The sequence below is a fragment of the Plantactinospora veratri genome (genome assembly GCF_036421995.1).
In the GTDB taxonomy this organism is placed as follows: domain Bacteria; phylum Actinomycetota; class Actinomycetes; order Mycobacteriales; family Micromonosporaceae; genus Plantactinospora; species Plantactinospora veratri.
On record NZ_JAZGQL010000006.1, the window covers coordinates 172533 to 198267 of the forward strand.

The 25735-nt window shown below is 72.2% G+C and carries 28 protein-coding genes; 14 read left to right on the plus strand and 14 right to left on the minus strand.

Annotated features, from left to right (window positions below; genetic code table 11):
- Positions 1–62 precede the first annotated feature (62 nt).
- The 3 genes from V1634_RS10175 to V1634_RS10185 are packed head-to-tail and all read left to right on the plus strand — an operon-like array spanning position 63 to position 2546.
- The gene (locus V1634_RS10175; RefSeq protein WP_331207507.1) at positions 63–734 is read left to right on the plus strand and encodes an ABC transporter permease; all 672 of its coding nucleotides are present in this window, start codon (positions 63–65) and stop codon (positions 732–734) included.
- Positions 727–1548, plus strand: coding sequence for an ABC transporter permease (locus tag V1634_RS10180; RefSeq protein ID WP_331207508.1), 822 nt, complete (start codon positions 727–729; stop codon positions 1546–1548). The genes V1634_RS10175 and V1634_RS10180 overlap by 8 nt, the downstream gene beginning before the upstream one ends.
- Before the next feature lie 17 nt (positions 1549–1565).
- The gene (locus tag V1634_RS10185; RefSeq protein ID WP_331207616.1) at positions 1566–2546 is read left to right on the plus strand and encodes an ABC transporter ATP-binding protein; all 981 of its coding nucleotides are present in this window, start codon (positions 1566–1568) and stop codon (positions 2544–2546) included.
- A gap of 19 nt (positions 2547–2565) precedes the next feature.
- On the opposite strand, the gene V1634_RS10190 is transcribed toward V1634_RS10185, so the two are convergent.
- Positions 2566–3138 (minus strand): helix-turn-helix domain-containing protein, encoded by a 573-nt coding sequence (locus tag V1634_RS10190; protein WP_331207509.1) that lies wholly within the window; start codon positions 3136–3138, stop codon positions 2566–2568.
- A gap of 90 nt (positions 3139–3228) precedes the next feature.
- On the opposite strand from V1634_RS10190, the gene V1634_RS10195 reads away from it, so the two are divergent.
- Positions 3229–3897, plus strand: coding sequence for an AzlC family ABC transporter permease (locus tag V1634_RS10195; RefSeq protein ID WP_331207510.1), 669 nt, complete (start codon positions 3229–3231; stop codon positions 3895–3897).
- A gap of 67 nt (positions 3898–3964) precedes the next feature.
- The gene (locus V1634_RS10200; protein ID WP_331207511.1) at positions 3965–4273 is read left to right on the plus strand and encodes an AzlD domain-containing protein; all 309 of its coding nucleotides are present in this window, start codon (positions 3965–3967) and stop codon (positions 4271–4273) included.
- A gap of 79 nt (positions 4274–4352) precedes the next feature.
- Here the strand turns inward: V1634_RS10200 and V1634_RS10205 are convergent, their stop codons facing one another.
- The 3 genes from V1634_RS10205 to nadA all read right to left on the minus strand — a co-directional run bounded on the left by V1634_RS10205 (position 4353) and on the right by nadA (position 7947).
- Positions 4353–4958, minus strand: coding sequence for a DUF3043 domain-containing protein (locus V1634_RS10205; protein ID WP_331207512.1), 606 nt, complete (start codon positions 4956–4958; stop codon positions 4353–4355).
- Positions 4959–5162: 204 nt separating this feature from the next.
- The gene (gene murA, locus V1634_RS10210) at positions 5163–6518 is read right to left on the minus strand and encodes a UDP-N-acetylglucosamine 1-carboxyvinyltransferase (protein ID WP_331207513.1); all 1356 of its coding nucleotides are present in this window, start codon (positions 6516–6518) and stop codon (positions 5163–5165) included.
- 259 nt (positions 6519–6777) lie between these two features.
- Positions 6778–7947, minus strand: coding sequence for a quinolinate synthase NadA (nadA, locus tag V1634_RS10215; protein ID WP_331207514.1), 1170 nt, complete (start codon positions 7945–7947; stop codon positions 6778–6780).
- Between the two features lie 69 nt (positions 7948–8016).
- Here nadA and V1634_RS10220 point away from each other — a divergent pair, with 69 nt between their 5' ends.
- The 3 genes from V1634_RS10220 (at position 8017) to V1634_RS10230 (ending at position 11139) form a co-directional block, all read left to right on the plus strand.
- Positions 8017–9156, plus strand: coding sequence for a glycerate kinase family protein (locus V1634_RS10220; RefSeq protein WP_331207515.1), 1140 nt, complete (start codon positions 8017–8019; stop codon positions 9154–9156).
- A 288-nt stretch (positions 9157–9444) separates the two neighbouring features.
- Positions 9445–9813 carry an iron-sulfur cluster insertion protein ErpA gene (gene erpA / locus V1634_RS10225; protein WP_331207516.1) on the plus strand — a complete coding sequence of 123 codons (369 nt, stop codon included), beginning with the start codon at positions 9445–9447 and terminating at the stop codon, positions 9811–9813.
- Between the two features lie 351 nt (positions 9814–10164).
- Positions 10165–11139 (plus strand): carbohydrate kinase family protein, encoded by a 975-nt coding sequence (locus V1634_RS10230; protein WP_331207517.1) that lies wholly within the window; start codon positions 10165–10167, stop codon positions 11137–11139.
- 21 nt (positions 11140–11160) lie between these two features.
- Here V1634_RS10230 and V1634_RS10235 read toward each other — a convergent pair whose 3' ends face one another.
- Together V1634_RS10235 and V1634_RS10240 are read right to left on the minus strand one after the other, a co-directional pair.
- Entirely contained in the window at positions 11161–11394 is a 234-nt protein-coding gene (locus V1634_RS10235) for a sulfurtransferase TusA family protein (protein ID WP_331207518.1), read from the minus strand.
- Between the two features lie 106 nt (positions 11395–11500).
- Positions 11501–12652 (minus strand): cysteine desulfurase family protein, encoded by a 1152-nt coding sequence (locus V1634_RS10240; protein WP_331207519.1) that lies wholly within the window; start codon positions 12650–12652, stop codon positions 11501–11503.
- Between the two features lie 171 nt (positions 12653–12823).
- On the opposite strand from V1634_RS10240, the gene ctaC reads away from it, so the two are divergent.
- Positions 12824–13786 (plus strand): aa3-type cytochrome oxidase subunit II, encoded by a 963-nt coding sequence (gene ctaC / locus V1634_RS10245; protein ID WP_331207520.1) that lies wholly within the window; start codon positions 12824–12826, stop codon positions 13784–13786.
- An 11-nt stretch (positions 13787–13797) separates the two neighbouring features.
- Positions 13798–14223, plus strand: a complete 426-nt coding sequence (locus V1634_RS10250; RefSeq protein ID WP_331207521.1) for a cytochrome c oxidase subunit 4 — start codon at positions 13798–13800, stop codon at positions 14221–14223.
- A gap of 619 nt (positions 14224–14842) precedes the next feature.
- On the opposite strand, the gene qcrB is transcribed toward V1634_RS10250, so the two are convergent.
- From qcrB to ctaE, 4 genes are all read right to left on the minus strand, one after another.
- Positions 14843–16465 carry a cytochrome bc1 complex cytochrome b subunit gene (gene qcrB / locus V1634_RS10255; RefSeq protein ID WP_331207522.1) on the minus strand — a complete coding sequence of 541 codons (1623 nt, stop codon included), beginning with the start codon at positions 16463–16465 and terminating at the stop codon, positions 14843–14845.
- Positions 16462–17553 (minus strand): cytochrome bc1 complex Rieske iron-sulfur subunit, encoded by a 1092-nt coding sequence (gene qcrA / locus V1634_RS10260; protein WP_331207523.1) that lies wholly within the window; start codon positions 17551–17553, stop codon positions 16462–16464. Before qcrA ends, qcrB begins: the two co-directional genes overlap by 4 nt.
- Positions 17550–18398 (minus strand): cytochrome bc1 complex diheme cytochrome c subunit, encoded by an 849-nt coding sequence (gene qcrC / locus V1634_RS10265; protein ID WP_331207524.1) that lies wholly within the window; start codon positions 18396–18398, stop codon positions 17550–17552. Before qcrC ends, qcrA begins: the two co-directional genes overlap by 4 nt.
- A 75-nt stretch (positions 18399–18473) precedes the next feature.
- A complete protein-coding gene (gene ctaE, locus V1634_RS10270; RefSeq protein ID WP_331207525.1) occupies positions 18474–19073 on the minus strand; it encodes an aa3-type cytochrome oxidase subunit III in 600 nt (199 codons plus the stop codon).
- Between the two features lie 108 nt (positions 19074–19181).
- On the opposite strand from ctaE, the gene V1634_RS10275 reads away from it, so the two are divergent.
- The 4 genes from V1634_RS10275 to V1634_RS10290 all read left to right on the plus strand — a co-directional run bounded on the left by V1634_RS10275 (position 19182) and on the right by V1634_RS10290 (position 22671).
- Positions 19182–20135: a cytochrome c oxidase assembly protein gene (locus tag V1634_RS10275; protein ID WP_407951748.1), complete on the plus strand. Its 954-nt coding sequence runs from the start codon at positions 19182–19184 to the stop codon at positions 20133–20135.
- Between the two features lie 144 nt (positions 20136–20279).
- Positions 20280–20690 (plus strand): response regulator, encoded by a 411-nt coding sequence (locus V1634_RS10280; protein WP_331207526.1) that lies wholly within the window; start codon positions 20280–20282, stop codon positions 20688–20690.
- 60 nt (positions 20691–20750) lie between these two features.
- Positions 20751–21812, plus strand: a complete 1062-nt coding sequence (gene trpD / locus V1634_RS10285; protein WP_331207527.1) for an anthranilate phosphoribosyltransferase — start codon at positions 20751–20753, stop codon at positions 21810–21812.
- A 199-nt stretch (positions 21813–22011) separates the two neighbouring features.
- The gene (locus tag V1634_RS10290; protein WP_331207528.1) at positions 22012–22671 is read left to right on the plus strand and encodes a DUF4142 domain-containing protein; all 660 of its coding nucleotides are present in this window, start codon (positions 22012–22014) and stop codon (positions 22669–22671) included.
- Positions 22672–22770: 99 nt separating this feature from the next.
- On the opposite strand, the gene V1634_RS10295 is transcribed toward V1634_RS10290, so the two are convergent.
- From V1634_RS10295 to V1634_RS10310, 4 genes are all read right to left on the minus strand, one after another.
- On the minus strand, positions 22771–23739 hold the full coding sequence (locus tag V1634_RS10295) for an alpha/beta hydrolase family protein (protein ID WP_331207529.1): 969 nt from the start codon (positions 23737–23739) through the stop codon (positions 22771–22773).
- 87 nt (positions 23740–23826) lie between these two features.
- Positions 23827–24114 (minus strand): Lrp/AsnC family transcriptional regulator, encoded by a 288-nt coding sequence (locus tag V1634_RS10300; RefSeq protein ID WP_107261565.1) that lies wholly within the window; start codon positions 24112–24114, stop codon positions 23827–23829.
- Positions 24115–24225: 111 nt separating this feature from the next.
- Complete coding sequence (locus V1634_RS10305) at positions 24226–25068, minus strand: nucleotidyltransferase family protein (RefSeq protein WP_331207618.1); 843 nt, start codon at positions 25066–25068, stop codon at positions 24226–24228.
- A gap of 128 nt (positions 25069–25196) precedes the next feature.
- Positions 25197–25730: an NUDIX hydrolase gene (locus V1634_RS10310; protein WP_331207619.1), complete on the minus strand. Its 534-nt coding sequence runs from the start codon at positions 25728–25730 to the stop codon at positions 25197–25199.
- Between the last annotated feature and the right edge of the window lie 5 nt (positions 25731–25735).

A 25735-nucleotide genomic window follows, 5' to 3' on the forward strand; every position in this document is an offset into this window, starting at 1 on the left:
CCGTTGCCGGCGCCTTCACCAACACCGTCTTCGGCTTCCTCCGTTGCTACGTCCTGCTGGCCGTGGCGAGCGGTGCCGGTGGCGACGCCGCCGGCTACAGCCCGGCCCAGTTGGCCACCTTCGTCTGGGTGGGACAGGGACTACTCGCCGTGGTGCTGCTCTGGCGCTGGACCGAGCTGGCCGACCGGATCCGCACCGGCGAGGTCGCCAGCGACCTGCTCCGCCCGGTGCACCCGGTGGTCAGCTACCTCGCCACCGACCTCGGCCGGGCCGGGTACGCCCTGCTGACCCGCTTCCTCCCGCCGGTCCTCACCGGGCTGCTCTTCTTCGACCTCTCGCTGCCGACCCGGTGGCAGACGGTGCCGCTCTTCGCGTTCTCCGTCGGGCTGGCGGTGGTGATCTGCTTCGGCTGCCGGTTCCTGGTCAACGCGACCGCGTACTGGCTGCACGACGCCCGAGGGGCGATGATCCTCTGGACCCTCAGCTCCGGCGTACTGGCCGGGCTCTACTTCCCGCTGCGGTTCATGCCGGACTGGATCGCCGTGCCGCTCTGGCTGGCCACCCCGTTCCCGAGTCTGTTGCAGACCCCGCTGGACGTACTCGTGGAGCGGGACGGGGCGGGGATCCAGGCCGGCATGGTGGGCGTGCAACTCCTCTGGGTCGGGCTGCTCCTGCTGACCTGCCGTACGGTGCAGCGCCGGGCCGAGCGCAGGCTGGTGGTGCAGGGTGGCTGAGTGGACGTACCGGCTGCGCCGGACACCGGCCTACCTGGCGCTGCTGCGCGGGCAGGCCCGGTCGCAGGCGTCGTACCGCACCTCGTTCGTGGTGGACCTGGTCAGCAACGTCGGCGCCACCGGCCTCGACGTGCTCACCGTGCTGGTGCTGTTCCGGGTCACCCGGGAGTTGGGCGGCTTCGACCGGACCGAGGCGATGGTGATGGTGGGCCTCTCGTCGGCGGCCTTCGCCACCGCCGACCTCGCGGTCGGCAACGTGGAGACGCTGCGCCAGTACGTCCGGACCGGCCTGCTGGACGCGGTGCTGGTCCGCCCGCTCGGCGCGCTGCCCCAACTGCTGCTGATGGATCTGCCGCTGCGCAAGGCGGCCCGGGCGGTGTTCGGGGCGGGTGTACTGGTGGTCGCGCTGGTCACCGCCGATCTGGCCTGGACGCCGGGCCGGGTGGCGCTGGCCGTGCTGACCCCGCTGGCCGGTGCGGTCTTCTTCGCCGCGATCTTCGTGGCCACCGCGTCGCTGTCGTTCTGGTGGATCGACTCCGGCGAGGTCGGCTCGGCGTTCACCTACGGCGGCCGGGACTTCACCACGTACCCGATGACTGTCTATAGTGGCTGGTTCCGAGCGGCTTTCGCGTACGGGATGGGGTTCGGTTTCGTGGCCTACTACCCGGCACTGGCGCTGCTCGGCCGGGCCGACCCGCTGGGCCTGCCGGCCTGGGTGGGCTGGGCCGCGCCGGGCGTGGCGCTGCCGGCCGCCGCGATCGCCGCCGCGGTGTGGCGGCTCGGGGTACGCCACTACCGGAGCACCGGCTCGTGACCGCGACCCCGCCGGACGTGCCGGTGATCGAGACCCGCGACCTGCGCAAGGAGTTCGTGGTACGCGTCCGGGCCGGCCGGTTCCGCCGGACGAAGCGGGTGGTCGGCGCGGTCGACGGGATCGACCTGACGGTCCGGCGCGGCGAGATGGTCGGCTACATCGGGCCGAACGGTGCCGGCAAGTCGACCACGCTCAAGATGCTGACCGGGGTGCTGAGCCCCTCGTCCGGGCAGGTACGCGTCTGCGGGCTGCTGCCGGTGGCCCAGCGCACCCGGCTGGCGCTGCGCATCGGGGTGGTCTTCGGGCAGCGTTCGCAGCTCTGGTGGGACCTGCCGCTGCGGGACTCCTTCGACCTGCTCCGGCACGTCTACCGGGTGCCGGCGGCCGAGCACGCCGCCCGGCTGCGCCGCTGCCGGGTCGAACTCGACCTGGACGGGTTCCTGGACGTGCCGGTGCGGCAGCTCTCGCTGGGGCAGCGGATGCGGGGCGAGTTGACGGCCGCGCTGCTGCACGGGCCGGAGGTGCTCTTCCTGGACGAGCCGACGATCGGGCTCGACGTGGTGAGCCGGCAGGCGGTCCGGGCCTTCCTGGCCGAACTCGGCGCGGCCGGCGACACCACGTTGGTGCTGACCACGCACGACCTGGCCGACATCGAGCGGCTCTGCCGGCGGCTGGTGGTGATCGACCACGGCCGGGTGGTGCACGACGGGTCGATCGAGGCGCTGCACGCGCGGTACGGCTCGCGCCGGCAGGTGGTCGCCGACCTCGACGAGCCACTGGCCGAGCCGCCGGTGCTGCCGGGTGCGCCGCTGCTGCGTGCCGGGGCGGACGGGCGGCGGCTGGTCTTCGCCTGCGAGTCGGCGACCGCCTCGGAGGTGGTGGCCGGGCTGGCCCGGGTCGCCGCGCTGCGGGACATCGCCATCGTGGAGCCGGACATCGAGGAGGTCGTCGCCCGGCTCTACCGGGCGCCGGCTCCGGCCGACGTCGCCGGGCGCTGACGGGCCGGCCCGGCGTGCGCTACGGGTGCTCCATCACCAGTACGGCGAAGGTGCCGGGGGCAAGCGCCTCGTACCGGTGCGGGACGTCGCCCGGGAAGCTGACGTAGTCGCCCGGGCCGAGTTCGACCGGGTCGCTCGCCGGTCCGGTACGCAGCCGGCCGGCGGCCAGCACCAGGTGTTCCACGCTGCCGGGGATGTGCGGGTCGGCGTCGCGCGGCTGGCCGGGTTCGAGTTCGATCAGGTAGATGTCCCGGCGTACCTGCGGTGCGCCGGCCGCGAGCAGGGTGCCGGTGAACTCGGCCTGCTGCGACCGGAATCCGGGAGCCTGGCCGGCCCGGATCACCCGTACCGCCGGCTGGGGCTGCTCGACCAGCCGGCTGAACGGTACGCCGAGGGCGACCCCGAGTGCCCAGACCGTCTCCACGCTCGGGTTTCCGTTTCCGGCTTCGATTTGCGACAGGGTCGACTTGGCGATCCCGGCCCGGCGGGCCAGTTCGGCCAGCGAGATGCCGCTACGTTCCCGTTCCCGGCGCAGTGCGGCGGCGATCGCGGGCACCGGGGAGCCGCCGGAGCGGGACTGCGTTCGATCCATCGGTCCATCCGTTCGGGTTGACGAACAGGCGTCGGGTGTTCATTATTCTGAACTATGCGTACGGCAGACCGAACAGCGACCTCCGGGACGGTGTCAACCCGGGCCCTGCTGCGCGACGTCGGGGCCATCGGGATCGCGATGCTGGCGGTGGGCGCCTCCTTCGGTGCCGTCGCGCTCGCCGCCGGTCTCCCGATCCCGGCGATCGTCGCGATGTCCACGCTGCTGTACGCCGGTGGTGCCCAGTTCGTCGCGGTCGGCTTGGTCGCGGCCGGCAGCCCCGTCGCGGCGGTCTTCGCCGGGCTGCTGCTCAACGCCCGGCACCTGCCGTTCGGGCTGGCCCTCGCTGACGTGCTCGGGCGGCGCTGGCGGCACCGGCTGGTCGGCAGCCACCTGATGACCGACGAGGTCACCGCGTTCACGCTGGCCCAACCCGACCCGGCGGGCCGGCGACGCGCCTTCTGGCTGGCCGGAATCCTGCTCTTCCTGGCCTGGAACGTCGGCACGCTGCTCGGGGTGCTGCTGGCCAGTCGGGTCGGCGACCCGCTCCGGCTCGGGCTGGACGCCGCGTTCCCGGCCGGGCTGCTCGCCCTGCTGCTGCCCGCGCTGCGTGACCCGCAGACCCGCCGGGTGGCCCTGGTCGGCGCGGCGATCGCCCTGCTGGTCACTCCCGTGCTGCCGGCCGGCCTGCCGGTGCTGCTGGCGCTGACCGGACTCGCCGTACTGCTGCTGCCCCGGCGACCTCGGACGCGGCCGTGCTGAGCCGTAGCCGTAGCCGTACCGGCGGGTGCGGGTCGCCCCGACCGGACCGTCGAGCTGGGGAGTGGAGATGCTGATCGCGGTGATCTTGGCGCTGGCCCTGGGCACGTACGCCTTCCGGCTCTCCGGAGTGGTGCTGCGGGACCGGCTGGCCCTGCCCGACGGGGTGAACCGGCTGCTGCCGATGGCGGCGGCGGCCCTGCTCGCGGCGCTGGCGGTGACGGCGGCGCTGACCGAGGCCGGCGCGTTCGCCGGCTTCGCCCGCCCGACCGGGGTACTCGTCGGCGCCGTGCTGGCCTGGCGCCGTGCCCCGTTCGTCGCGGTGGTGGTCGCGGCGGCCGGTACGGCGGCCCTGCTCCGCCTGCTCGGCGTCCCCTGAACGGCCGCGCGCCACCCGTTCGCCCACACCGTGCGCCGCTCGGCGCGGTGGCTGCGGTGCGCCGCTCGGCGCGGGTGACTCAGATCTTGTCGCCGAGGTTGACCCGGGGGACCGGAGCGCGCATTCGGCGGAACGTGATGGAACGCATGATCGCGTAGAGGTAGAGCGAGCCCATCCGCTGGTCGGTCTTGGGGAACCGCTGCCGGACCAGCTTTTTGATCTTCCGGGAGATCAGCACCGAGTCGATCACCAGGGCGATCGCCAGCAGCCCCCAGAGCAGGTTGGAGGCGAACCGCACCACCGGCGGCATCGTGTTCGCCGAACCGATCAGCACCACCAGGGCGCCGCCGAAGAACCAGGTCCCGACGGTACGCCGGGAATCCACCACGTCCCGGGCGAGCCCGCGCTCCGGAGCCCGGTCCCGGGGACCGCCCTCCCGGCGGAACTCGGCCGCCGACTCCGCCCGCAACTGCCGGCGCCGCTCCCGGGCCTCCTGCTTGGTGAGCGGCTTGGCGTCGCCGGCGACCCGCCGACCGCTGCTCGGGCGCTTCGGAGTCTCCCTGCCCAGCTCCTTCTTGCTCGGGGTGTAACCCCGGGGGCGGGCGGACGCGGACTCCTCCTCGGGGGTCACCTCAGCGGTGGCCTCGACGAGGTCGGTGGGCTTGCGGCGAAACAGCGACGGCACGCGGCAAGGGTAGCCAACCGCCGGAGCGCCCCGCACCTCGCGGTACGCCGACGGCCCTCTGCCACCGCCGGAGCCGGGTGGGCGGCCTCTCACCCCGGCCTCTGTTGCCGCCCCCCAACCGGGGTGAGCGGCGTCTCACCGCCGGTTCCGGCCGGCCTCCACCCGGCAGCCGGCGCGCCGGCCACCGGGTGGAGGTGCGCAAGTTCAGGGGCGCTCGACGTGCGCGCCGAGGTCGGCGAGCTTCGCCTCGAAGTCCTCGTAACCCCGGTTGATCAGATCCACGCCGTAGACCCGCGAGGTGCCCTCCGCCGCCAGCGCGGCGATCAGGTGGCTGAAGCCGGCCCGCAGGTCGGGGATGACCAGGTCGGCGGCGTGCAGCTTCGACGGCCCGGCGATCACCGCCGAGTGCTTGAAGTTGCGGCGGCCGAACCGGCAGGGCGTACCGCCGAGGCAGTCCCGGTAGACCTGGATCGTCGCGCCCATCTTGTTCAGCGCCTCGGTGTAGCCCAGCCGCTGCTCGTACACCGTCTCGTGCACGATCGACAGGCCCCGGGCCTGGGTCAGCGCCACCACCAGCGGCTGCTGCCAGTCGGTCATGAACCCCGGGTGCACGTCGGTCTCCAGTGCCACCGCGCGCAGCTCGCCGCCGGGGTGCCAGAACCGGATCCCGCCCTCCTGGCCCGGGCTGCCCTGCCGGGGCGGCCGGGTGTCGGTGACCTCGTACGCCCCGCCGACCGAGCGGAACACGTTGAGGAAGGTCATCATGTCGGCCTGCTCGGCGCCGAGCACCTCGACCCGGCCGCCGGTGGCCAGCGCGGCGGCGGCCCAGCTCGCCGCCTCGATCCGGTCCGGGATCGGCCGGTGGGTGTAGCCACCCAGCCGGGCCACGCCCTGCACCTCGATCACCCGGTCGGTGTGCACCTTGATGATCGCGCCCATCTTCTGGAGTACGCAGATCAGGTCGATGATCTCCGGCTCGACGGCCGCGTTGCGCAGCTCGGTGACGCCCTCGGCGAGTACCGCGGTCAGCAGCACCTGCTCGGTGGCGCCGACGCTCGGGTACGGCAGCTCGAACTTGGTGCCGTGCAGGCCGCTCGGTGCGGTCAGGTGCATCCCCTCGGGCGTCTTGTCCACCACCGCGCCGAACTGCCGCAGCGCCTGGATGTGGAAGTCGATCGGCCGAGGGCCGATGTGGCAGCCGCCCAGGTCGGGGATGAACGCGTGGCCGAGCCGGTGCAGCAGCGGACCGCAGAACAGGATCGGGATCCGGCTCGATCCGGCGTGCACGTTGATCTCGTCCGTGCTGGCGCTCTCGACGTTGGCCGGGTCGAAGACCAGTTCGCCGTCGTCGACGCCGTCGGTGACCTTCACGCCGTGCAGTTCGAGCAGGCCCCGGACCACCTCGACGTCGCGGATCCGCGGCACGTCGAAGAGCCGGCTCGGCTCGTCGCCGAGCAGGGCCGCGACCATCGCCTTGGAGACGAGATTCTTCGCGCCGCGCACTCGGATCTGCCCGGAAAGGGGCGTACCTCCGTGTACGACCAGGACGTCGTCGGTCAACGGAACCTCCAGCGGGTTGATGCTGCTCTACGTCGATGCTCTCCGCGAGGGTGAACCATCCGGTCCACACAGCCGTCGCCCCGTGGCCCGGCCGGCACGGCGCGGCCGCGCCCTCCGGCCCGGACTCTTGTCACGGCCCCGGGCAGCATAGCGCTCGGTTACGAAAAAAGAGCGGTCACAGCGCAACGGATGGCACGAAACGGGGACAGCGGCAGGAATCCGTACCTCGCCGGTTACTTAGAGTAGTTGTATGCGTCCGCTACGGCAGGGCCAGCATCTGGTCCAGCGCCACCCGGGCGTGGTGCGCGGTGTCCCGGTCCACGGTGATCTGGTTCGGCACCCGGCCGGCGACCAACTCCTCCAGCGACCAGACCAGGTGCGGCAGGTCGATCCGGTTCATCGTGGAGCAGTAGCAGACGGTCCGGTCCAGGAACATGACCTGCTTGTCCGGGTGGGCGTTGGCCAGCCGGCGGACCAGGTTCAGTTCGGTACCGACCGCCCAGGCCGAGCCGGCCGGCGCCGCCTCGATCGTGTTGATGATGTATTCGGTCGAACCGACGTGGTCGGCCGCGGTCACCACGTCGTACCGGCACTCGGGGTGGACCAGCACGTTCACCCCGGGCACCCGCATCCGGACCTCGTCGACGCTGCTCTTCGTGAACCGGCCGTGCACCGAGCAGTGCCCCCGCCAGAGGATCATCTTGGCTTCCCGGAGCTGCTTCGCGGTCAGCCCGCCACCCGGCTTGTGCGGGTCGTAGAGCACGCAGTCGTCGGCGTCCAGCCCCATCTTGAGCACCGCCGTGTTGCGGCCGAGGTGCTGGTCGGGGAGGAAGAGCACCCGCTGGCCGCGCTCGAACGCCCAGCGCAGCGCCCGCTCGGCGTTCGACGAGGTGCAGACCACCCCGCCGTTGCGCCCGACGAAGCCCTTGATGTCGGCGGAGGAGTTCATGTAGGTGACCGGCACGGTCGAACCGGCCACACCGAGTTCCTCCAGCGCCTCCCAGGCGGCCTCGACCTGCGGCAGCGCCGCCATGTCCGCCATAGAGCAGCCGGCGGCCAGGTCGGGCAGGACCACCCGCTGGGCGTCGGTGGTGAGGATGTCGGCGCTCTCGGCCATGAAGTGCACGCCGCAGAAGACGATGTACTCCGCGTCCGGCCGGGCCGCCGCCTCGCGGGCGAGCTTGAACGAGTCGCCGGTCACGTCGGCGAACTGGATGACCTCGTCGCGCTGGTAGTGGTGGCCGAGCACGAACACCCGCTCGCCGAGGGCCGCCTTCGCCGCCCTGGCCCGGGCGACCAGATTCGGGTCGCTCGGCGGCGGCAGCTCGCCGGGACAGTCGACCCCACGCTCGCTGGCCGGGTCGGCGCCCCGGCCGAGCAGCAGCAGGGCGGTTGCGGTGCTGGACGGCTCTACCCACGTCGAAGTCACGTTCCCCATGCTTCCACAGCCGGGGCCGCTTTCCGGCCGCCCCGATGTGGGCTGCCACACTCGTGATCCATGCGGATCCTGATCTGTCCGGACAAGTTCGCCGGCACCCTCTCCGCGGCCGAGGTGGCCGAGGCGGTCCGGGACGGCTGGCGTGAGGTGGCCCCCGGCGACGATCTGGTGGTGCGGCCGCTCTCCGACGGCGGGCCGGGTTTCGTCGAGGTGCTCGCCGCGGCCCTGCGGGGACGTCGGGTGCCGGTGCCGACCGTCGACCCGCTGGGCCGGCCGGCCGCCGGGGAGATCCTGCTCACCGCCGACGGCGGCACCGCGTACGTGGAGAGCGCCCAGGCATGCGGCCTGCACCTGCTCGCCCCGGAGGAGCGCGACCCGAAACGGACCACCTCGTACGGCCTCGGCGCGCTGCTCGCCACCGCCGCCGAGGCGGGAGCCCGGCGTGCCGTGGTCGGGCTGGGCGGCTCGGCCGTGAACGACGCGGGTGCGGGGCTGCTGGCCGCGCTGAACGCCGTACCGGTGGACGCCTCCGGGATGGCCCTGCCGTACGGCGGAGCCGCGCTGCTCGCCGTCGCCGGGCTGACCGGACGGCCCCAGTTGCGTGCCATGGAGCTGGTCGCGGCGACCGACGTCGACAACCCGCTGACCGGGTTGACCGGCGCGTCGAACGTCTTCGGGCCGCAGAAGGGTGCGACCCGCGAGGACGTACTCCTGCTCGACGACGCGCTGGGGCGGTTCGCCGAGGTGCTGGAGCGCGACCTGCCCGGCTGCCCGCCCGGGCTGGCCGGGCTGCCGGGGACCGGCGCGGCGGGCGGGCTCGGTGCGGCACTGCTCGCCCTGGGCGGCCGGTGCGAGTCGGGTATCGAGCTGGTCACCCGGTTGACCGGGCTGGACGCCGCCTACGACGAGGCCGACCTGGTGATCACCGGGGAGGGTTCCTTCGACCACCAGTCGCTGCGCGGCAAGGTGGTGGCCGGGGTGGCCGGGGCGGCCCGGGACCGGGGGGTGCCCTGCGTGGTGCTGGCCGGCCGGGTCAGCGCGGGGCGGCGCGAGTCGGCGGCGGCCGGGGTGACCGAGACGCACAGCCTGGTCGACCACTTCGGCGGGGAGCCGCACGGCGGCGTCGAGCGGGCGATGAGCCGGCCGGCCGAGGGCCTGCGGGCGCTGGCGGCCCGGCTGGCCGGGCAGTGGAGCCGGTGATCGGGCCCACCGCGGCCCGGTGGGGGTGCCGGGGGTGCGCAAGACCTGGCCGCGACCCCTGCGCCGGCTCTGGGGTGTTCGTCACATCCGGTCGCGGCGCGGCACCGAGGTGCCCCGATCGGCGGGTCGGAACGATCTCGCCCGAGGGGCCGGTTCCGGCCGAGCCTGGGTGACCTGCGTCGCCCCGGCCTAGAATCGATTTTGTACGCGCATTGGGAATCACCGGCCAGCCGGCTAGCGTTGGCCAGTACGGATAAACATCGCACCGGCGCAGGGGAGACTTTCATCGTGACAACGCCAGCGCAAGCCGAGTCGAACGCGGCAACCGCTCCGAGCACCGTCGTCCTGACCGACGTCGCGGCGGAGAAGGTGAAGGCCCTGATCGAGCAGGAGGGCCGCGACGACCTGCGGCTGCGGGTCGCGGTGCAGCCGGGTGGCTGCTCCGGCCTGCGTTACCAGCTCTTCTTCGACGAGCGTTCGCTCGACGGTGACGTGGTCAGTGACTTCGGCGGGGTCGAGGTCGTCGTCGACCGGATGAGCGCGCCGTACCTGACCGGCGCCACCATCGACTTCGCCGACCGGATCGACGCCCAGGGCTTCACCATCGACAACCCGAACGCGCAGAACTCCTGCGCGTGCGGTGATTCGTTCCACTGATCGGTGCTTTGTCCCGGTTTAGCCGGTACATCCCCGATCTACTGCTCCATACTGGTTACCTGAGCGGGTCGCCCCGCGCGGGCGGCGTGACGTTACCCGGAGAGTCCGTCACGCCACCGCGCCGGGAGCGGCCCGTTCGGCGTTCCAGGCGCATCTTCGCCGTACCCGTGCGGCTGCCGGCGATCCGCAGGAATCGCAACCGCAACCGCGCCTCGGCACCCGGCGACGTTGCCGGGCGGTGAGTCGCAGGTGACGTCCGGTTGGCCGGTACCCGATCGATCGGGGACGTGGCCGTCGACGGACCGGTAGGCTGACCCGGCCGTAATCCCGTCTCCGACTCCGAGGGCCGACATGAAGATCGCCGTCACCGGCTCGATCGCCACCGACCACCTGATGCACTTCCCGGGCCGGTTCGCCGATCAGTTCATCGCCGACCAGCTGCACAAGGTCTCACTCTCGTTCCTCGTCGACGAGCTGGTGCTCCGCCGGGGCGGGGTCGCCGCCAACATCGCCTTCGGGATGGCGCAGCTCGGCCTGCGGCCGGTGCTGCTCGGCGCGGTCGGCGCCGACTTCGACGACTACCGGTCCTGGCTGGAGCGGCACGGCGTCGACTGCGCCTCGGTGCACATCAGCGAGGTGGCCCACACGGCCCGGTTCGTCTGCACCACCGACACCGAGATGTGCCAGATCGCCTCCTTCTACGCCGGGGCGATGAGCGAGGCCCGCAACATCGAGCTGGCCCCGGTCGCCGACCGGGTCGGCGGGCTCGACCTGGTGCTGGTCAGCGCCAACGACCCGGACGCGATGCTGCGGCACTCCGAGGAGTGCCGCCAGCGGGGGTACGCCTTCGCCGCCGACCCGTCGCAGCAGCTCGCCCGGATGGACGGCTCCGCCGTACTCGGCCTGATCGACGGCGCCGACTACCTGCTGACCAACGACTACGAGAAGTCGCTGCTCCAGAGCAAGGCCGGGCTGACCGACGACCAGTTGCTGGAGCGGGTCAAGATCCGGGTCACCACGCTGGGCAAGGACGGTGTCGAGATCGTCGGCCGGGACGTCGAGCGGATCCACGTGCCGATCGCCCGCGAGCTGCACGTCGCCGACCCGACCGGGGTGGGCGACGGCTTCCGGGCCGGATTCTTCGCCGGCCTCTCCTGGGGACTGGGTCTGGAGCGGTCCGCCCAGATCGGCTCGCTCCTCGCCACGCTGGTGCTGGAGACCGTCGGCACCCAGGAGTACGAGGTCCGGGGCGACCTCTTCGTCAAGCGCCTCGCCGAGTCGTACGGCGACCAGGCCGCCGAGGAGGTCCGGCAGCACCTGGGCTGAGGCGGGGCGCGCGGCCGGCGTTCAGTGCGCGCGGCGGATGTCGTACGCGGGGGAGCCGTCGACGGTCGAGGTCTCGACCAGCTCCTGTCCTCGCATCCGGCACCAGGCCGGAATGTCGATCGCCGCGGCCGGGTCGTCGGCGAGCACCCGGAGCACGCCGCCGACCGGCAGCTGGGGCAGCCGCCGGGCCGCCGCGATGACCGGCAGCGGGCAGCGCTGGCCGAGACAGTCGACGACCTCGTCCGGAGCGTTCACCGCTGACCTCCCGGCACTCGCGTACGTCCCTTCCGATCGTCGTCGGGCCTCCGGCGATTGTCCGACGTCGGGCGGGGGCGAGCCAACCCGCCCGCCGGGGCTGGTCTCAGAGTCCGACCACCCCGGCCTCGGCGCGCAGCCCGGCCACGATCCCCGGCAGCTCGGCGAGGAACCGCCGCACCTCCGCCTCGGTGCTCTCCCGGTGCAGCGAGATCCGGACGTTGCCGTGCGAGAGCACCCCCATCGCCTCCAGCACGTGCGACGGGCGCAGCGTGGAGGAGGTGCAGGACGAGCCGGACGAGACCGCGAAGCCGCGCCGGTCAAGGGCGTGCAGCAGCGCCTCGCCGTCGACGTAGAGACAGGAGAAGGTGACCAGGTGCGGCAGCCGGTGCACCGGGTCGCCGACCACCTCCACGTCCGGCACCGTCGCCGCCACGGTGGCGCGGATCCGGTCGACCAGCGGGCCGAGCCGGGCGGCCTCGGCCGCGGCCTCCGCGTGCACCGCGCGCAGCGCGGCCGCCGCCGCCACGATCGCGGGCAGGTTCCCGACCCCGGGGGTACGACCGGCCTCCCGCTCGTCCGCCGGGTACGGCGACTCCCAGCGGGTGCCCTTGCGGACCACCAGCAGCCCGACGCCGGGCGGCCCGCCCCACTTGTGCGCGCTGGCCGACAGCATCGACCAGCCCTCCGGCACCGGCAGCCGGCCCACCGACTGGGCGGCGTCGACGTGCAGCGGCACCCCGACGGCCGCGCAGGCCCGGGCGGCTTCGGCGACCGGCTGGAGGGTACCCACCTCGTGGCTCGCGCTGATCAACGTGCCGAGCGCCACCCCGGGGCCGGCCACCGCCGACGACCAGGCGTCGAGGTCGAGCCGTCCGGACCGGTCCACCGGTACCGGGACGGCGTGGCCGCCGGCCGCCACGTGCCGTTCCGCCGCGTGCAGCACCGCGGAGTGCTCGATCGCCGAGTGCACCAGGGTGCCGCCCGCCCGGCGGCGACCGCCCAGCCCGCCCAGCACGGCGGCGTGCGCCGCGGCCGTGCCGCTGGGGGTGAAGGAAAGCTCGTCGGGGCGTACCCCGAGGACCTCGGCGGTGGCCGCCCGCGCCGCGTCGAGGAGCTGGCGGGCCCGGCGGGCCGGCGCGTAGAGCCGGGCCGGATCGGCCCAGCCGTCCTCCAGGGCGGCGAGCATCGCCTGCCGGGCTACCGGGTGTAACGGTGCCGCGGCGGCCGCGTCGAAGTAGACCGGAGGCTCGCTCACCAGCAAACCGTAACGCGGAGCTGGATCGGGCAAGATCCCCCGGCAGAGTGGGGACGCGGACCCCAAGGCCGTCCAGCCGACGCAGGTCGAGTAATCTGCGACCGTCGGTGACGCCTTTGCCGCCGGTGTCGACAACTCCGACGCCGCGGCGCGCTAGGGAGGCAGGACCAGGTGGTCGCAAGGGGTTCGGAGGTACGGCCGTCGGCCGTACGGCAGAGCAGTCCCCGGGACGCCCGAGGGCGCGGCCCGCGCCCGTCGGTGGGCCGGTTGGCCGCGCTCGGAGCCGGTGGCGCCGTGCTGCTCGCCCTGCTGACCGGTTGTGACGTCGGCCGGACGTTCGACGGGTTCGGGTGGCCGCAGGGCGGCATCAGCCCCGAGTCCCACCGCATGTACGACCTCTGGATCGGTTCCTCCATCGCCGCCCTGGCGGTCGGCGTCTTCGTGTGGGGCCTGATCTTCTGGTGCATCATCCGCTACCGCAAGCGGGGCGAGGCGCTGCCGGTGCAGACCCGGTTCAACATGCCGATGGAGTTCCTCTACACCATCGCGCCGATCCTGGTCGTCGCCGTGCTCTTCTACTACACGGCGATCGTGCAGACCGGAGTGAACAAGGTCACCAGCAACCCCGACGTGACCGTCGAGGTGGTCGCCTTCAAGTGGAACTGGCAGTTCAACTACCGGGACGAGCCGGGCGAGGAGGCCAACACGGTGGCCTCGACGCTGGGCACCAGCGAGGTGATCCCGATCCTGGTGCTGCCGACCGGCCGCAGCATCCGGTTCGAGGAGACCAGCCGGGACGTCATCCACTCGTTCTGGGTGCCGGAGCTGCTCTTCAAGCGGGACGTCTTCCCCGGTAACGTCCGAAACGTCTTCGAGGTCAGCAGCCTCGACACCGAGGGCGCGTACGTCGGCCGTTGCGCCGAGCTGTGCGGCACGTACCACTCGATGATGAACTTCGAGCTGCGGGTCGTCTCGCCGGACGAGTACGACCGGTTCATCGAGGCGAAGCGGGCCGGCCAGTCGACGCAGGACGCCCTGGTCGCCATCGGCGAGGAGCCGCTGGCCCAGACCACCCGGCCGTTCGAGACCCGGCGGGACGTCAACAACTTCGGTAACGCGAGCGCGGGAAGCTGAGGAGCGCCCAAATGAAGACCGAGTGGAAGCTTTTCAGCATCGTCTCGATCTTCCTGGCCCTCGCGGCCGTCGTCTACGGGGTGTGGACGGCTGGCGAGTCGGGCCGGGTGGAGTGGATCGGTACGGTCGCGCTGGCCCTGTCGTTCCTGCTCACCGCGATGTGCGGCGGCTTCTTCTGGTTCGTGTCGCGGCGGATCGACCCGCGTCCGGAGGACCGGGCGGACGCCGAGATCTCCGACGGCGCCGGTGAGGTCGGCTTCTTCAGCCCCGGCAGCTACTGGCCGGTCGGGCTGGCCGCCGCCGCCACCGTGACCGGGCTCGGCCTGGTGTTCTGGCAGTGGTGGCTGATCGGCGCCGGTCTGATCGCGGTGATCTTCGGCGCCTGCGGCCTGCTCTTCGAGTACTACTCCGGTACCCGACGTACCGCGGAGCACTGACCGGCACCAACAGCGTTTCCGACGACCCGTGGCCCTCTGGGCTGCGGGTCGTCGTCGTTGATGCCCGGTCAGCCGCCCTGAGCGGCCCGTCTGGCGAAGATCTGGTCCAGGGGGTACCCGAAAACAAGGCCCGGCCTCCGACGCATCCAGCAGGCCCGCCAGGGCGCTGCCGGTGTGGCCGGTCGGTCGCCAGCGCGGGCAGGTCGCCGGCCTCCGTCCGGGTCCCGCACCGGTGCCGGTTCACCGGCCCGGCCGTCTGATCGAGCCGCGGTCGGGCGAAGGGGGCGCTCCGGCTCGCGTGCCGGGTACGACTGCCGGGCATCGGGCAGGGCCTGCCGTCCCCTGGCATGGGCGTGCCGTCCGCTGGCATGGGCCTGCGGCGCGCTGACACGGGCCTGCCGATGGAGCGGGCCGGCGTGGGTGAACCGCTCATCCTCGACTCCGCCGAGACGCACACGCAGCCTCGACTCCGCCGAGACGCACACGCAGTCACGTCCGCCCCGTGACAGCGCAGACACCGTCCGGCCCTCTGACGGCCGACCCGGCGTTTCCGACCCTGGAACGACAGTGGCGCCCGCCGGAGAACTCCGGCGGACGCCACTGGGGTGGTGCGGGTGGTTCAGCGGCGGTCGCCGCTGCCGATCTCCTCGCGCTCGGGGCGCGGCTCGACCGGCGGGTGACCGGGCGAGACCGGCGCCTCGGCCGGCTTCTCGATCGGGTAGAAGAAGCCCCGGATCGCCGGGCCGAGCGCACCGAGCCGGTTCATCTTCTTCGGTACGACCCAGCCGACGTACTCCAGCTCGCTGTGTCCGTGCTCGTCGGTCCGGCCGAGCGGCTGGTGCACCTCCACGAACTGCCCGTTCGGCAGCCTGCGGATGATGCCGGTCTCGACACCGTGTGCCAGCACCTCCCGGTCGTGCTGCTGGAGGCCCAGGCAGATCCGGTAGGTGATGTAGTAGGCGAGCGGCGGTAGGACGATCAAGCCGATCCGGCCGGCCCAGGTCATCGCGTTCAGGCTGATCCAGAACTTCTCCGCGATCACGTCGTTGGCGCCGGAGAGGGTCAGCACCAGCCAGAACGTCACCGCCATGGCGCCCAGGGCGGTCCGCCCCGGCACGTCGCGGGGACGCTGGAGGAGGTGGTGGCTCCGGCGGTCCTTGTTGATCCGGGCCTCGATGAACGGGTAGAGCAGCGGGACCACGGTCAGGATCCCGGGTAGCACCACGGTGGGCCAGAAGAGCGGCGGGATCACGTAGCCGTCGCCGATCGGGATGGAGATCTCCCACGGCGGCATCAACCGGGTCGAGCCGTCGAGGAACATGACGTACCAGTCGGGCTGGCTCGCCGCGGAGACCACCCCGGCCTCGTACGGGCCGAAGAGCCAGATCGGGTTGATCTGCGCCACGCCGCCGAGCACGGCGATCACCCCGAAGACGATCATGAAGAAGCCGCCCTGCTTGAGCGCGTAGCGCGGGAACATCCGTTCACCGACCACGTTCGCGTTGGTCCGGCCGGGGCCGGGCCACTGGGTGTGCTTCTGCTTGAAGATCAGACCGAGGTGCACGCTGATCAGGGCCACCAGCAGGGCGGGGATCAGCAGCACGTGCGCGATGAAGAACCGGCTGATGATGATCTCACCCGGGAACTCCCCGGCGAAGATCGACGAGGTGACCCAGGTGCCGATCACCGGGATGGAGAGCATGATCGCGGAAGCGATCCGCAGACCGGTACCGGAGAGGCCGTCGTCCGGCAGCGAGTATCCGGTGAAGCCGGCCAGGAAGCCGACCCAGAAGAGCAGGTACCCGATCATCCAGTTCAGCTCGCGCGGCTTGCGGAACGCTCCGGTGAAGAAGATCCGCATCATGTGCACGATGATCGAGGCCATGAACAGCAGCGCCGCCCAGTGGTGCATCTGCCGCATGATCAGGCCGCCGCGGATGTCGAACGAGATGTCCAACGACGAGGAGTACGCGGCGGACATGTGGGTGCCCTGCAACGGCCGGTAGCTGCCCTCGTAGGTCACCTCGCGCAGCGACGGCTCGAAGAACAGCGTCAGGTAGACGCCGGTCAGCAGCAGTACGACGAACGAGAAGAGCGCGATCTCGCCGAGCAGGAACGACCAGTGGTCCGGAAAGACCTTGTTCAGCAGCGAACGTAGCGGGGTCGCCACGTGCAATCTGTCATCGACCTCGCGGGCGGCCTTGCCGGGCACCGCCGCCATGTCGAACCTTCGACGCTTCATGGCCGCTCCCAGAAGTCTGGCCCTACGGTCTCGGTGAAGTCGGACTTCGCCACGAAGAAGCCGCCCTCGAGGTCGAGGGGCAGTTGGGGAAGCCGCCGGTTCGCCGGACCGAAGATCGGGCGGGCGTTGTCGGTGATCAGGAACTGGGACTGGTGGCAGGGGCAGAGCAGCCGGTTGGTCTGCTGCTCGTAGAGGCTGGCGGGGCAGCCCGCGTGGGTGCAGATCTTGGAGTACGCGATGTAGTTGCCCCACATGTAGTCGGGCTTGTCCTCCCGGGCGTTCGCCTCGCGGGCCTCGCGCGCGTCCTGCTCCCGCAGGTGGATCAGCAGCACCGGGGAGTCCGCGTACCTGTTGGTCGCGCCCCCCGGAATGCCGGGGAAGACGGTGATCTGACCGCCGGGGCTGACGTCCTCGGGGCGTACCGGTGTGCCGTCGTGGTGGGCTAGGTGGATCCGCTTGTCGTCCTGCGGCTTCCAGCCGGTGGTGAACATCTGGTTGTTCCTGTGCGGCTGCTCGATCATCCCGCCGATCAGCGGCGCCGCGGCGACCGCACCCACCGGGGCGAGACCGGCCAGCAGGGAGACGCCGAGCAGCGGCCGACGCCGTACGCCCATCTCGTCGGCGAGGTAGAGCATCGTGTTGCCGGTGAGCTTGCGCTCGTCCTCGTCGACATCCTCGTCGTGCCGGCCCTGGATCGACACCTCCTTGGGCAGCAGCTTCTTACCCCAGGCCAGGAGCCCGAAGCCGACCAGGAGCAGCGCGAGGCCGAGGGTGAGGCCGAGCAGCGGGGTGTAGAGCACCCCGAGACCGCTGGTGGTGGCCTCGTAGTCCCAGGGCCACCAGATGTAGACCACCAGGAAGGCGGTCGCCAGCAGGCCGACCAGGAGGAACATCAGCGTGATCGTCCGGCTCAGCCGGCGCTCCGCCTTGGTGCCCGGCACCGGGAACTGCGCCTCGTAGTGGACGATCTCGATGTCGTCGCGCCGGGCGCCCTCGCGGACGATGTCGAACCGGGACAACCTCGGGTCGCTCAGGTCGACCGGCTCCTGTCCGGCCCCGTGCGGCTGTACCTCGTTGGAAGTGCTCACGACTTACCCGCAATCCACAGAGCGGCGAAGATCAACGCCACGATGCCGACCAGGAAGACCACCAACGCCTCGGTGGACGGCCCGTACCGGCCGAGGTTGAGCCCGCCCGGGTCGGCGTTGCTCTGCACCGTCTCGTTCAGGTACGCGATGATGTCGGCCTTCTGCTCCGGCCGTAGCTGGTTGTCGCCGAAGACCGGCATGTTCTGCGGACCGGTCAGCATCGCCCCGTAGATCTGCCGGTCGGTCGCGTCCCGCAGGCTCGGCGCGAACTTCCCGGAGGAGAGGGCGCCGCCGCCACCGCCGAAGGCGTGGCAGGAGGAGCAGTTGATCCGGAAGAGCCGGCCGCCCTCGGCCGCGTCGCCGCCCTCGTGCAGGTTCTCACCCTCGGGGAGCTGCGGCCCACCGCCGAGTTCCTGCACGTACTGCGCCAGTTGGGTCGTCTGGTCGTCGGTGAAGACCGGGGGCTTCTCCTCGGCCTGGACCTCCTGCCGGGCCAGCGGCATCCGGCCGGTGCCCACCTGGAACTCCACCGAGGCGGCGCCGACGCCGATCAGGCTCGGCCCGCGTCCCTCGACGCCCTGGGCGTTGCGGCCGTGACAACTCACGCAGCTCGTGTCGAAGAGCGCCTTGCCCTCCTGCGCCGCCGAGGTGAGCTGCGGAGTGTCCTGCGCCGCAAGGCCCGGCGCGAAGACGGTGTAGGCGCCGCCGGCCAGCGTGAGTGCGGCCAGCAACCGGACCGCGGCGCCCAGTCGACGCCGGGCCTTGCCGCGCGGCCTCGACCGCGCGCGGCGCAGCCGCGAGAGCAGCCCGCGGGAGCGGTCGCCGCCGGGGGTGTCAGAAGTCATGGCCTGTGTCCTTAACGGTTTTCTCGACCTTGTCTCAGGGACGGGGCAACGGGGCGGAACGTGACATGACCAAGATCACTGAAGCCAGTAGATCATGCCGTACAGAGCGATCCAGACCACATCGACGAAGTGCCAGTAATACGAGACGACGATCGCCGAGGTCGCCTGGGCCGGGGTGAACCGGCCCATGGTGGTCCGGATCATGAAGATGATGAAGGCCACCAGACCGCCGGTCACGTGCAGCGCGTGGAAGCCGGTGGTCAGGTAGAAGACCGACCCGTACCCGTCTCCGTTGATCTTGACGCCGTGGTGCACCAGCTCGCGGTACTCGTTGAGCTGACCCAGGACGAAGATCAGGCCCATCACGAACGTGAGCGTGAACCAGCGGCGCAGCGCGTGCACGTCACCCCGCTCGGCGGCGAAGACGCCGATCTGGCAGGTGACCGAGGAGAGCACCAGGATCACCGTGAACGTCGTCGCGTACGGGATGTTCAGCACCTCGGTGTGCTTCTCCCACTGCTCGGGCGCCGCCGCCCGGATGGAGAAGTACATCGCGAACAACGCCGCGAAGAACATGAGTTCGCTCGAGAGCCACACGATCGTCCCGACGCTGACCATGTTGGGACGCGTCAGCGAGTGGATCCGGCTCTTGTCAATGGCTGAGGCCGCAGTCACGCGGTCATTATTGCCCCTGATCGGCATCGGCCATCGTCGGGGTGGCCTAACTGCCTCGTCGGACGGGGTGACATCCCCCGCCCGGTTCGTCTGGCCTAGCCTGAAAACGTGCTGCACCTCGATCCCGGTACCGCCTCGGCGGTGCCCCCGGCACCGGCCGTTCTCGCCGCTGGGGGCGCCGAGACGGCACCGTTCACCGTCTCGACCATCTTCACCGAGGCCACGCTGAACAGCTGGCTCGCCGTCGGCCTGGTGCTGGCCGCCGCCTGCTACCTGTACGGCGTACACCGGCTGCGGGTGCGCGGCCACTCCTGGCCGGTACTGCGCACCGTGCTCTTCCTCGGGCCGGGGCTGGGCGGGATCGCCGCCGTGACGCTCACCGGGCTGGGCGCCTACGACACCACGCTGCTCTCGGTGCACATGGTCCAGCACATGGTGCTGTCGATGGTCGCGCCGATCTTCCTCGCGCTCGGCGCGCCGGTGACGCTGGCGCTGCGTACCCTCGGCAAGGCGCCCCGGCGGCGACTCCTCGCGGTGCTGCACAGCCGGGTGGCGAAGGTGCTCTCCTTCCCGCTCTTCGCCTACGCGGTCTTCGTGGTCAACCCCTTCGTGCTCTACTTCTCCGGGCTCTACCGGTGGACCCTGGAGAACCCGTTCGGCCACGAGCTGGTGCACGCGCACTTCATCCTCACCGGCTGCCTCTTCTTCTGGCCGCTGGTCGGGTTCGACCCGCTGCCCGGCCGCTGGCCGTACCCGGCCCGGGCCCTGCTGATGGTGCTCTCGGTGCCGTTCCACACCGTGCTCGGGCTCACCGTCATGCAGAGCACCACGCTCTTCGGCGGCGACTGGTACCCGTCGCTGGCGCTGGCCTGGTCCGATCCGTGGAACGACCAGAAGGTCGCCGGCGGCATCCTCTGGGCCGGCGGCGAATTCGTCAGCGTCACCATGCTGGGCGTGCTGGTGGTGCAGTGGGTGCGGCAGTCCGAGCGGGAGGCCCGCCGGACGGACCGGGAACTGGACCGCCAGGAGGCCCGGGAACGCGCCGCCGGCAGCCCGGTGTAACGGGCCGGGCCGGGTACGGCGGCCGGCGTACCCGATGTCCCGGGATTCGGGCGGTGCCGGCCCCGAACGCCGGGCGGGCCGGCCGGGCTCCGGAGCCGACCGGTACGATCGGCGGGCAGCTACGAGGTGGGAGCCCAGCGACCGATGAGCGATCGTCAATACACCGTCCTGCTCTACAGCGACGACCCGGAGGTCCGGGACCGGATGCGGCTCGCCGTCGGCACCCGGCCGGCGGCCGACCTGACCGTCGAGTTCGTCGAGGCGGCCAGCTACGACGAGTGCATCCGGCTGGTCGACGACTACGAGATCGACCTGCTGCTGCTCGACGGCGAGGCGAGCCCGACCGGTGGGCTCGGCATCGCCCGGCAGGTCAAGGACGACCGGGACGACGCCCCGCCGACCTGCCTGGTGATCGCCCGGGCCGCCGACCGCTGGCTCGCGGCCTACGCCCAGGTCGACGCCACCCTGGTGTACCCGCTCGACCCGGTGACCACCGGCCAGACCGTGGCCGGCCTGCTCCGCGCCCGCGCCAGCGGGGCGAGCGCGCGCTCCTAGGGCTCCGGGTCACGCACCACCACACACCGCCCACCACCCCGCCCCGCCCGGGAGGCCCGCATGGGGGAACGGACCTGGCCCAACCTGCTCGCCGCGCTGCTGCGCAACGAGGAGCTCTCCACCGCCGACACCGCGTGGGCGATGGGGGAGATCATGTCGGGGTCGGCGACCCCGGTCCAGATCGCCGGGTTCGCCACGGCGCTGCGGGCCAAGGGCGAGACCCCGGCCGAACTGGCCGGCCTGGTCGAGGCGATGCTGGGCCGGGCGACCCTGGTGGAGCTGCCGGAGGCGCTCCGGGCCGACGCCCTGGACGTGGTCGGCACCGGTGGTGACCGGGCGCACACCGTCAACATCTCCACCATGACCGCGATGGTGGTGGCCGGCGCCGGGGTACGCGTCGTCAAGCACGGCAACCGGGCCGCCTCCTCCTCGTGCGGCGCCGCCGACCTGCTCGAATTCCTCGGCGTACCGCTCGACCTGGGCCCGGCCGGGGTGGCCCGCTGCGTGACCGAGGTCGGGATCGGGTTCTGTTTCGCCGCCCGCTTCCACCCGGGGATGCGGCACACTGCCGTGCCGCGCCGCGAGATGGGCGTGCCGACGGTCTTCAACTTCCTCGGCCCGCTGACCAACCCGGCCCGCCCCCGCTCCGGCGCGGTCGGCTGCTTCGACTCCCGGATGGCACCGGTGGTGGCCGAGGTCTTCGCCCAGCGCGGCGACTCGGTGCTGGTGATGCGCGGCGAGGACGGACTCGACGAGTTCAGCACCGCCGCGCCGACCCGGCTGTGGATCGCGCACGAGGGTCGGGTCACCGAGACCCTGGCCGACGCCGCCGACCTCGGCCTGCCCCGCTCGGCCCCCGGCGACCTGCGCGGCGGTGACGCCGCGTTCAACGCCGACGTGACCCGGCGGCTGCTGGCCGGCGAGCGCGGCCCGGTCCGCGACGCGGTGCTGCTCAACGCCGCCGCCGCCCTGGCCGCCCACGGCGGCTTTCCCGGCGGCCTCCTCCCGGCAATGCGCGACGGCCTGGTCCGGGCGGCCGAGTCGATCGACTCCGGCGCCGCCGCCCGCACCCTCGACACCTGGGTCGACCTCGCCAAGACCGCCAAGGCCGCCGAGCTGTAACTCGGGCACCCCCGCGTTTTCCGGGAAAGAGTGGCCTCGTCGTCGGTCGAGGCACTCTTCCGGGCAAAGAGCGCCACGCTGCCGAAACGGGCGGGGTGGCAGGCGTTGGGGGTGGGTCTGCGAGCTTGGCGGCGTTGGGCCGCGTGTGTGTGGGTGGACCGGGTACTCCCGAAGTTCAACGACGGAGGGGGGAACAAACATGTTGGTCGTCAAACGCTTGGGCGTGCTCGTCTCGATGGCGCTGCTCGGCCTCGTACCGGCGGGTGCCGCGTACGGCGCCGCTGCCGCACCGTCGGGGACGCCGTCGGCCACGCCGTCCGCTTCGCTGTCGGCGCAGGACAGGCAGTTCCTGCAGTCGATCCACCAGGTGAACCTCGCGGAGATCGCGACCGGCAACCTGGCGAAGCAGAAGGGTGCCAGCCAGGAGGTCAAGGACCTCGGCGGTCGGTTGGTGACGGACCACACCCAGCTCGACCAGAAGGTGCAGAGCGTCGCCTCGGCGGCCTCCCTGACGCTGCCGAACAAGGTGACCAGCGAGCAGCAGGCGGTCATCAACCAGTTGCAAAATGTCACGGGTGCGGATTTCGACACGCAGTGGGTCACTGCGCAGCTGACCGCGCACACCCAGGCGATGCAGCTCGTGCAGGCCGAATTGACCCAGGGTTCCGACCCGTCGGCCAAGCAGGTGGCGCAGCAGGCGGCTCCGGTGCTCCAGGCGCACCACCACGCGCTGGTGGCGGTGGCCCAGAGTCTGGGCATCCCGATCCCCGGTGGCACCACGGTGGCACCGAGTCCGGGAGTCAGCTCCGGCGCTCCGACGCCGGGCGGCACGGTGACGCCGAGCCCGACCATCAGTTGATCCACCGCCGCGACGCCGCGGCATGACGGGTCCTCCGGCCGCCACGCCGGGGGACCCGTCGTCGGACCGGTGCGCCGGTGCCCGTGGCGGCGGCGGAGGCTACCGGTGCGGCAGCTCCGCGGCGAACGCCGCCACCCGGGCGGCGACCGGCGCCGACGCGCGTACCCAGGTGAAGTGGTCGAGCCGGGTGCCGCTCTCGGCGAGCGTGTAACGGGTACGCCGGATCGGGGCGGCGACCAGCTTGTCGCAGAGGTAGTCGAGGGTCTCGTGCGGCGAGTACTGGTCGTGGTCGACGCTGACCGCCAGCACCGGGGCACGCACCTCCCGTACGGCCGCCTCGACGTCCACCCCGTCCAGCCGGGGAAAGCGCCCCGTCCGGGCGGTGTGGGCCCAGTCCCGGATCACCCCGCGCGCCTGCCGGCCGCCGAAGCCCCATCCCGGCCAACTGCCGAGGGTGGCCGCGCAGCCGTGGATGAACTGGGTGCCGGCGAGGATCGCCAGACGGCGGCCCGGGTAGGCCCGCCAGTACGGCAGTCCCACCGCGACCAGCGCCAACCCGTCGACCTGGGTGGTGGGTTCGAGCGCCAGATGCAGCAGTGCGGCCTGCCCGCCGAGCGAGTGGCCGAGCAGGATCCGCTTCCGGCCGTCGAGCCGCGGCTTCAGGCTCTCCAGTACCGCGCCGACGTCACCGGCCAGCTCCGCGTAGCCGTACCGGGAGGCGCGGCTCGGTGCCGGGGTGCTGGCGCCGGTGCCCCGCAGGTCCGCCACGACCACGGCCAGACCGGCGTCGCGCAGCGCGGCGGCGAACGGCGCGTAGTAGCTGGCCCGCACCCCCATCGCCGGCCAGACCAGCACGACCGGTGCGTCCGGCGCGCCGGCCGGGTCCGGATAGCTGCGCAGGGCGATCCGGTCGCCGTCACGGTCGACGAAGGACTCCTGGTAGCTCGGAGTCGGCTCCTGGCCCGACCCGGAAGATCGCTCCGAACGCGGGTCCTGGCCAGATCCGGTGGCCTGCTCCGGACGAGGGGGCTGGGCCGGCTGCGGCGACTGGTCCGGATTGGTCGTCATCCGGCGAGCGTAGCGGGTTCAGGTTACCGCTCGGTAACCCGCGTTCGAGTCCGGCGCGGGATGAGCCGGGGCGGACCTCGGGCGGCGTCAGTCCGGGTCGGGGAGGCCGATCGCGAACGCCTCCTCCAGGTCGTGCTGGGAGTACGCCCGGAAGGCGATGTGCGACTCCGTACCCAGCACGCCGGGGACCTTCGAGATCCGTCCGGCGATCACCTCGGCGATCTGCTCGAACTCGCGTACCCGGACGACGGCGATCAGGTCGACGTGGCCGGCGACCGAGTAGACCTCGCTGACGCCGGGCACCGCCGCCAGCGTCTCGGCCACCTCGGGGATCGAGTCGGTGGCGCAGTCGATCAGGACGATCGCGGTGATCACCGGTGGGCTCCTCTCGTCGACGTGCTCGCTGGCGCAGTTCGCGGCGGGCGGAGATCGGGTGCCGTGTCGCGGCTGCCCGCCCATGCTAGAGCTTCGGTCGGTGGGCGGCGGCTACCGGCCCGAGGTGGGGGCGGCCGGCGCCGGGACCGTCAGGGTGTCGCCGACCCGGATCGCGTCGCAGAGGTGCTCGTCGGCCCGGACCCGGCCGCCGGGCCAGACCACGCAGCGTTCGAGGCTGCCCCGTACCACGGCGCCGGCGCCGACCACCGCCGCCCGGACCTTGCCGGTCACCTCGGCGGTCGGGTCGACCAGGCTGCCGCCGCCCGCCGCGTGCAGGTTCGCCGCCAGGTAGTCGGCGGGCGTGCCGGTGTCGAGGTACCGGCCGGCGAACTCGACCACCTCCAGTTCACCGGCCTGCTCGGCGGGACGCCAGACGGTGTGCACCAGTTCCGCCGGCTCGACGGGCAGGTCGCGGAGCCGGGCCCAGGGCAGCAGCGAGAAGCCGGCGAACCGGTGCCGGCCGAAGTCGCCGGGACGGGACGGTCCGTCGACCGGCTGGCCGAGCAGCCGTACCGTCGTGCCGTCCCAGCCGGCGAGCAGCGCGGCGACGTCCGGCCCGGGAGGCGTGTCGGACGCGGCCAGGTAGGCGTCGGCGTTTCCGACGAGTACGCCCCGGCCGTCGATCCAGTTCCGCAGGTTGGCGACCCCGCCGGAGGTGCCGAGCGGGTCACCGGGCTCGACCGAGAGGGCGGCCCGGCCGTCCACGTGCCGAACCACCTGGTCACCGAGGTAGCAGGCGTTCACCGCGACCGTCGCCGGGTTGTCGAAGCCGAGTGCGGTCGTCCGGGCGAGCGCCCGGTCCAGCAGCGGTACGTTCCCGACCGGACAGAGCGCCTTCGGCAGGTGTTCGGTGAGCGGGCGGAGCCGACGGCCCTCTCCGGCGGCCAGCACCACGGCACAGACCTCGACGCGGGCGGGGGAGCCGCTGGCACCGGGCGTGCCGGCGGCGAGCGCACCGGCACCGGGCGTGCCGGCGGCGATCCGTGTCGGGTCGGCGTGCGGCCCCGGGTCGGGAGCGGTGGTCACGACGGTGGCGGGGCGCCGGCCGGGTCGGTCTCGGCGAGCGGGCCGATCCGGTAGTGGGCGAGCAGCCGGGCGGTCGCGGTGCTGAGCGGAGGCAGCTCGTCGAGCCGGTGCCAGGCGGCCTCGAACACCTCGGCACCGTCGACCACCAGTTCGGTGGTCGAGGCCGGGACGCGCACCTGGAAGACCATGTCGACCCAGCCCTTGAGGTGCACCACCGCGTTCGGCACGGCCGGCTCGAACTCCGTCAACGGCAGCTTGATGCCGGTCTCCTCGTGCAGTTCGCGGGCGGCGCCGACCAGCGGGGACTCGCGGCGCTGGAGCAGCCCGGCCGGCAGGGTCCACTTCCGACCCGGCGGCTGGCGCAGCAGCAGGATCCGGCCCGGTGCCGCCGCCTCGGCGTCGTGGACCAGGGTGACCGCGCCGACGATGTACTTCGGCACCGCCAGCCGGACCAACCGGCGACGCACCCCGATGGGCAGGCGATAGAAGATTTTGTAGCCGACGGCGCGCGTCGACGAGCGGCGGGAGATCACCG

Bases quoted from the DNA above. Each gene is read 5' to 3' on its own strand.
- V1634_RS10200 (WP_331207511.1), top strand. From the start codon at position 3,965: ATGCTGATCGCGGTGATCTTGGCGCTGGCCCTGGGCACGTACGCCTTC.
- trpD (WP_331207527.1), top strand. From the start codon at position 20,751: ATGGGGGAACGGACCTGGCCCAACCTGCTCGCCGCGCTGCTGCGCAAC.
- V1634_RS10295 (WP_331207529.1), bottom strand. From the start codon at position 23,739: ATGACGACCAATCCGGACCAGTCGCCGCAGCCGGCCCAGCCCCCTCGT.
- V1634_RS10290 (WP_331207528.1), top strand. From the start codon at position 22,012: ATGTTGGTCGTCAAACGCTTGGGCGTGCTCGTCTCGATGGCGCTGCTC.
- V1634_RS10230 (WP_331207517.1), top strand. From the start codon at position 10,165: ATGAAGATCGCCGTCACCGGCTCGATCGCCACCGACCACCTGATGCAC.
- V1634_RS10280 (WP_331207526.1), top strand. From the start codon at position 20,280: ATGAGCGATCGTCAATACACCGTCCTGCTCTACAGCGACGACCCGGAG.
- qcrB (WP_331207522.1), bottom strand. From the start codon at position 16,465: ATGAAGCGTCGAAGGTTCGACATGGCGGCGGTGCCCGGCAAGGCCGCC.
- V1634_RS10220 (WP_331207515.1), top strand. From the start codon at position 8,017: ATGCGGATCCTGATCTGTCCGGACAAGTTCGCCGGCACCCTCTCCGCG.
- V1634_RS10250 (WP_331207521.1), top strand. From the start codon at position 13,798: ATGAAGACCGAGTGGAAGCTTTTCAGCATCGTCTCGATCTTCCTGGCC.
- qcrC (WP_331207524.1), bottom strand. From the start codon at position 18,398: ATGACTTCTGACACCCCCGGCGGCGACCGCTCCCGCGGGCTGCTCTCG.
- V1634_RS10190 (WP_331207509.1), bottom strand. From the start codon at position 3,138: ATGGATCGAACGCAGTCCCGCTCCGGCGGCTCCCCGGTGCCCGCGATC.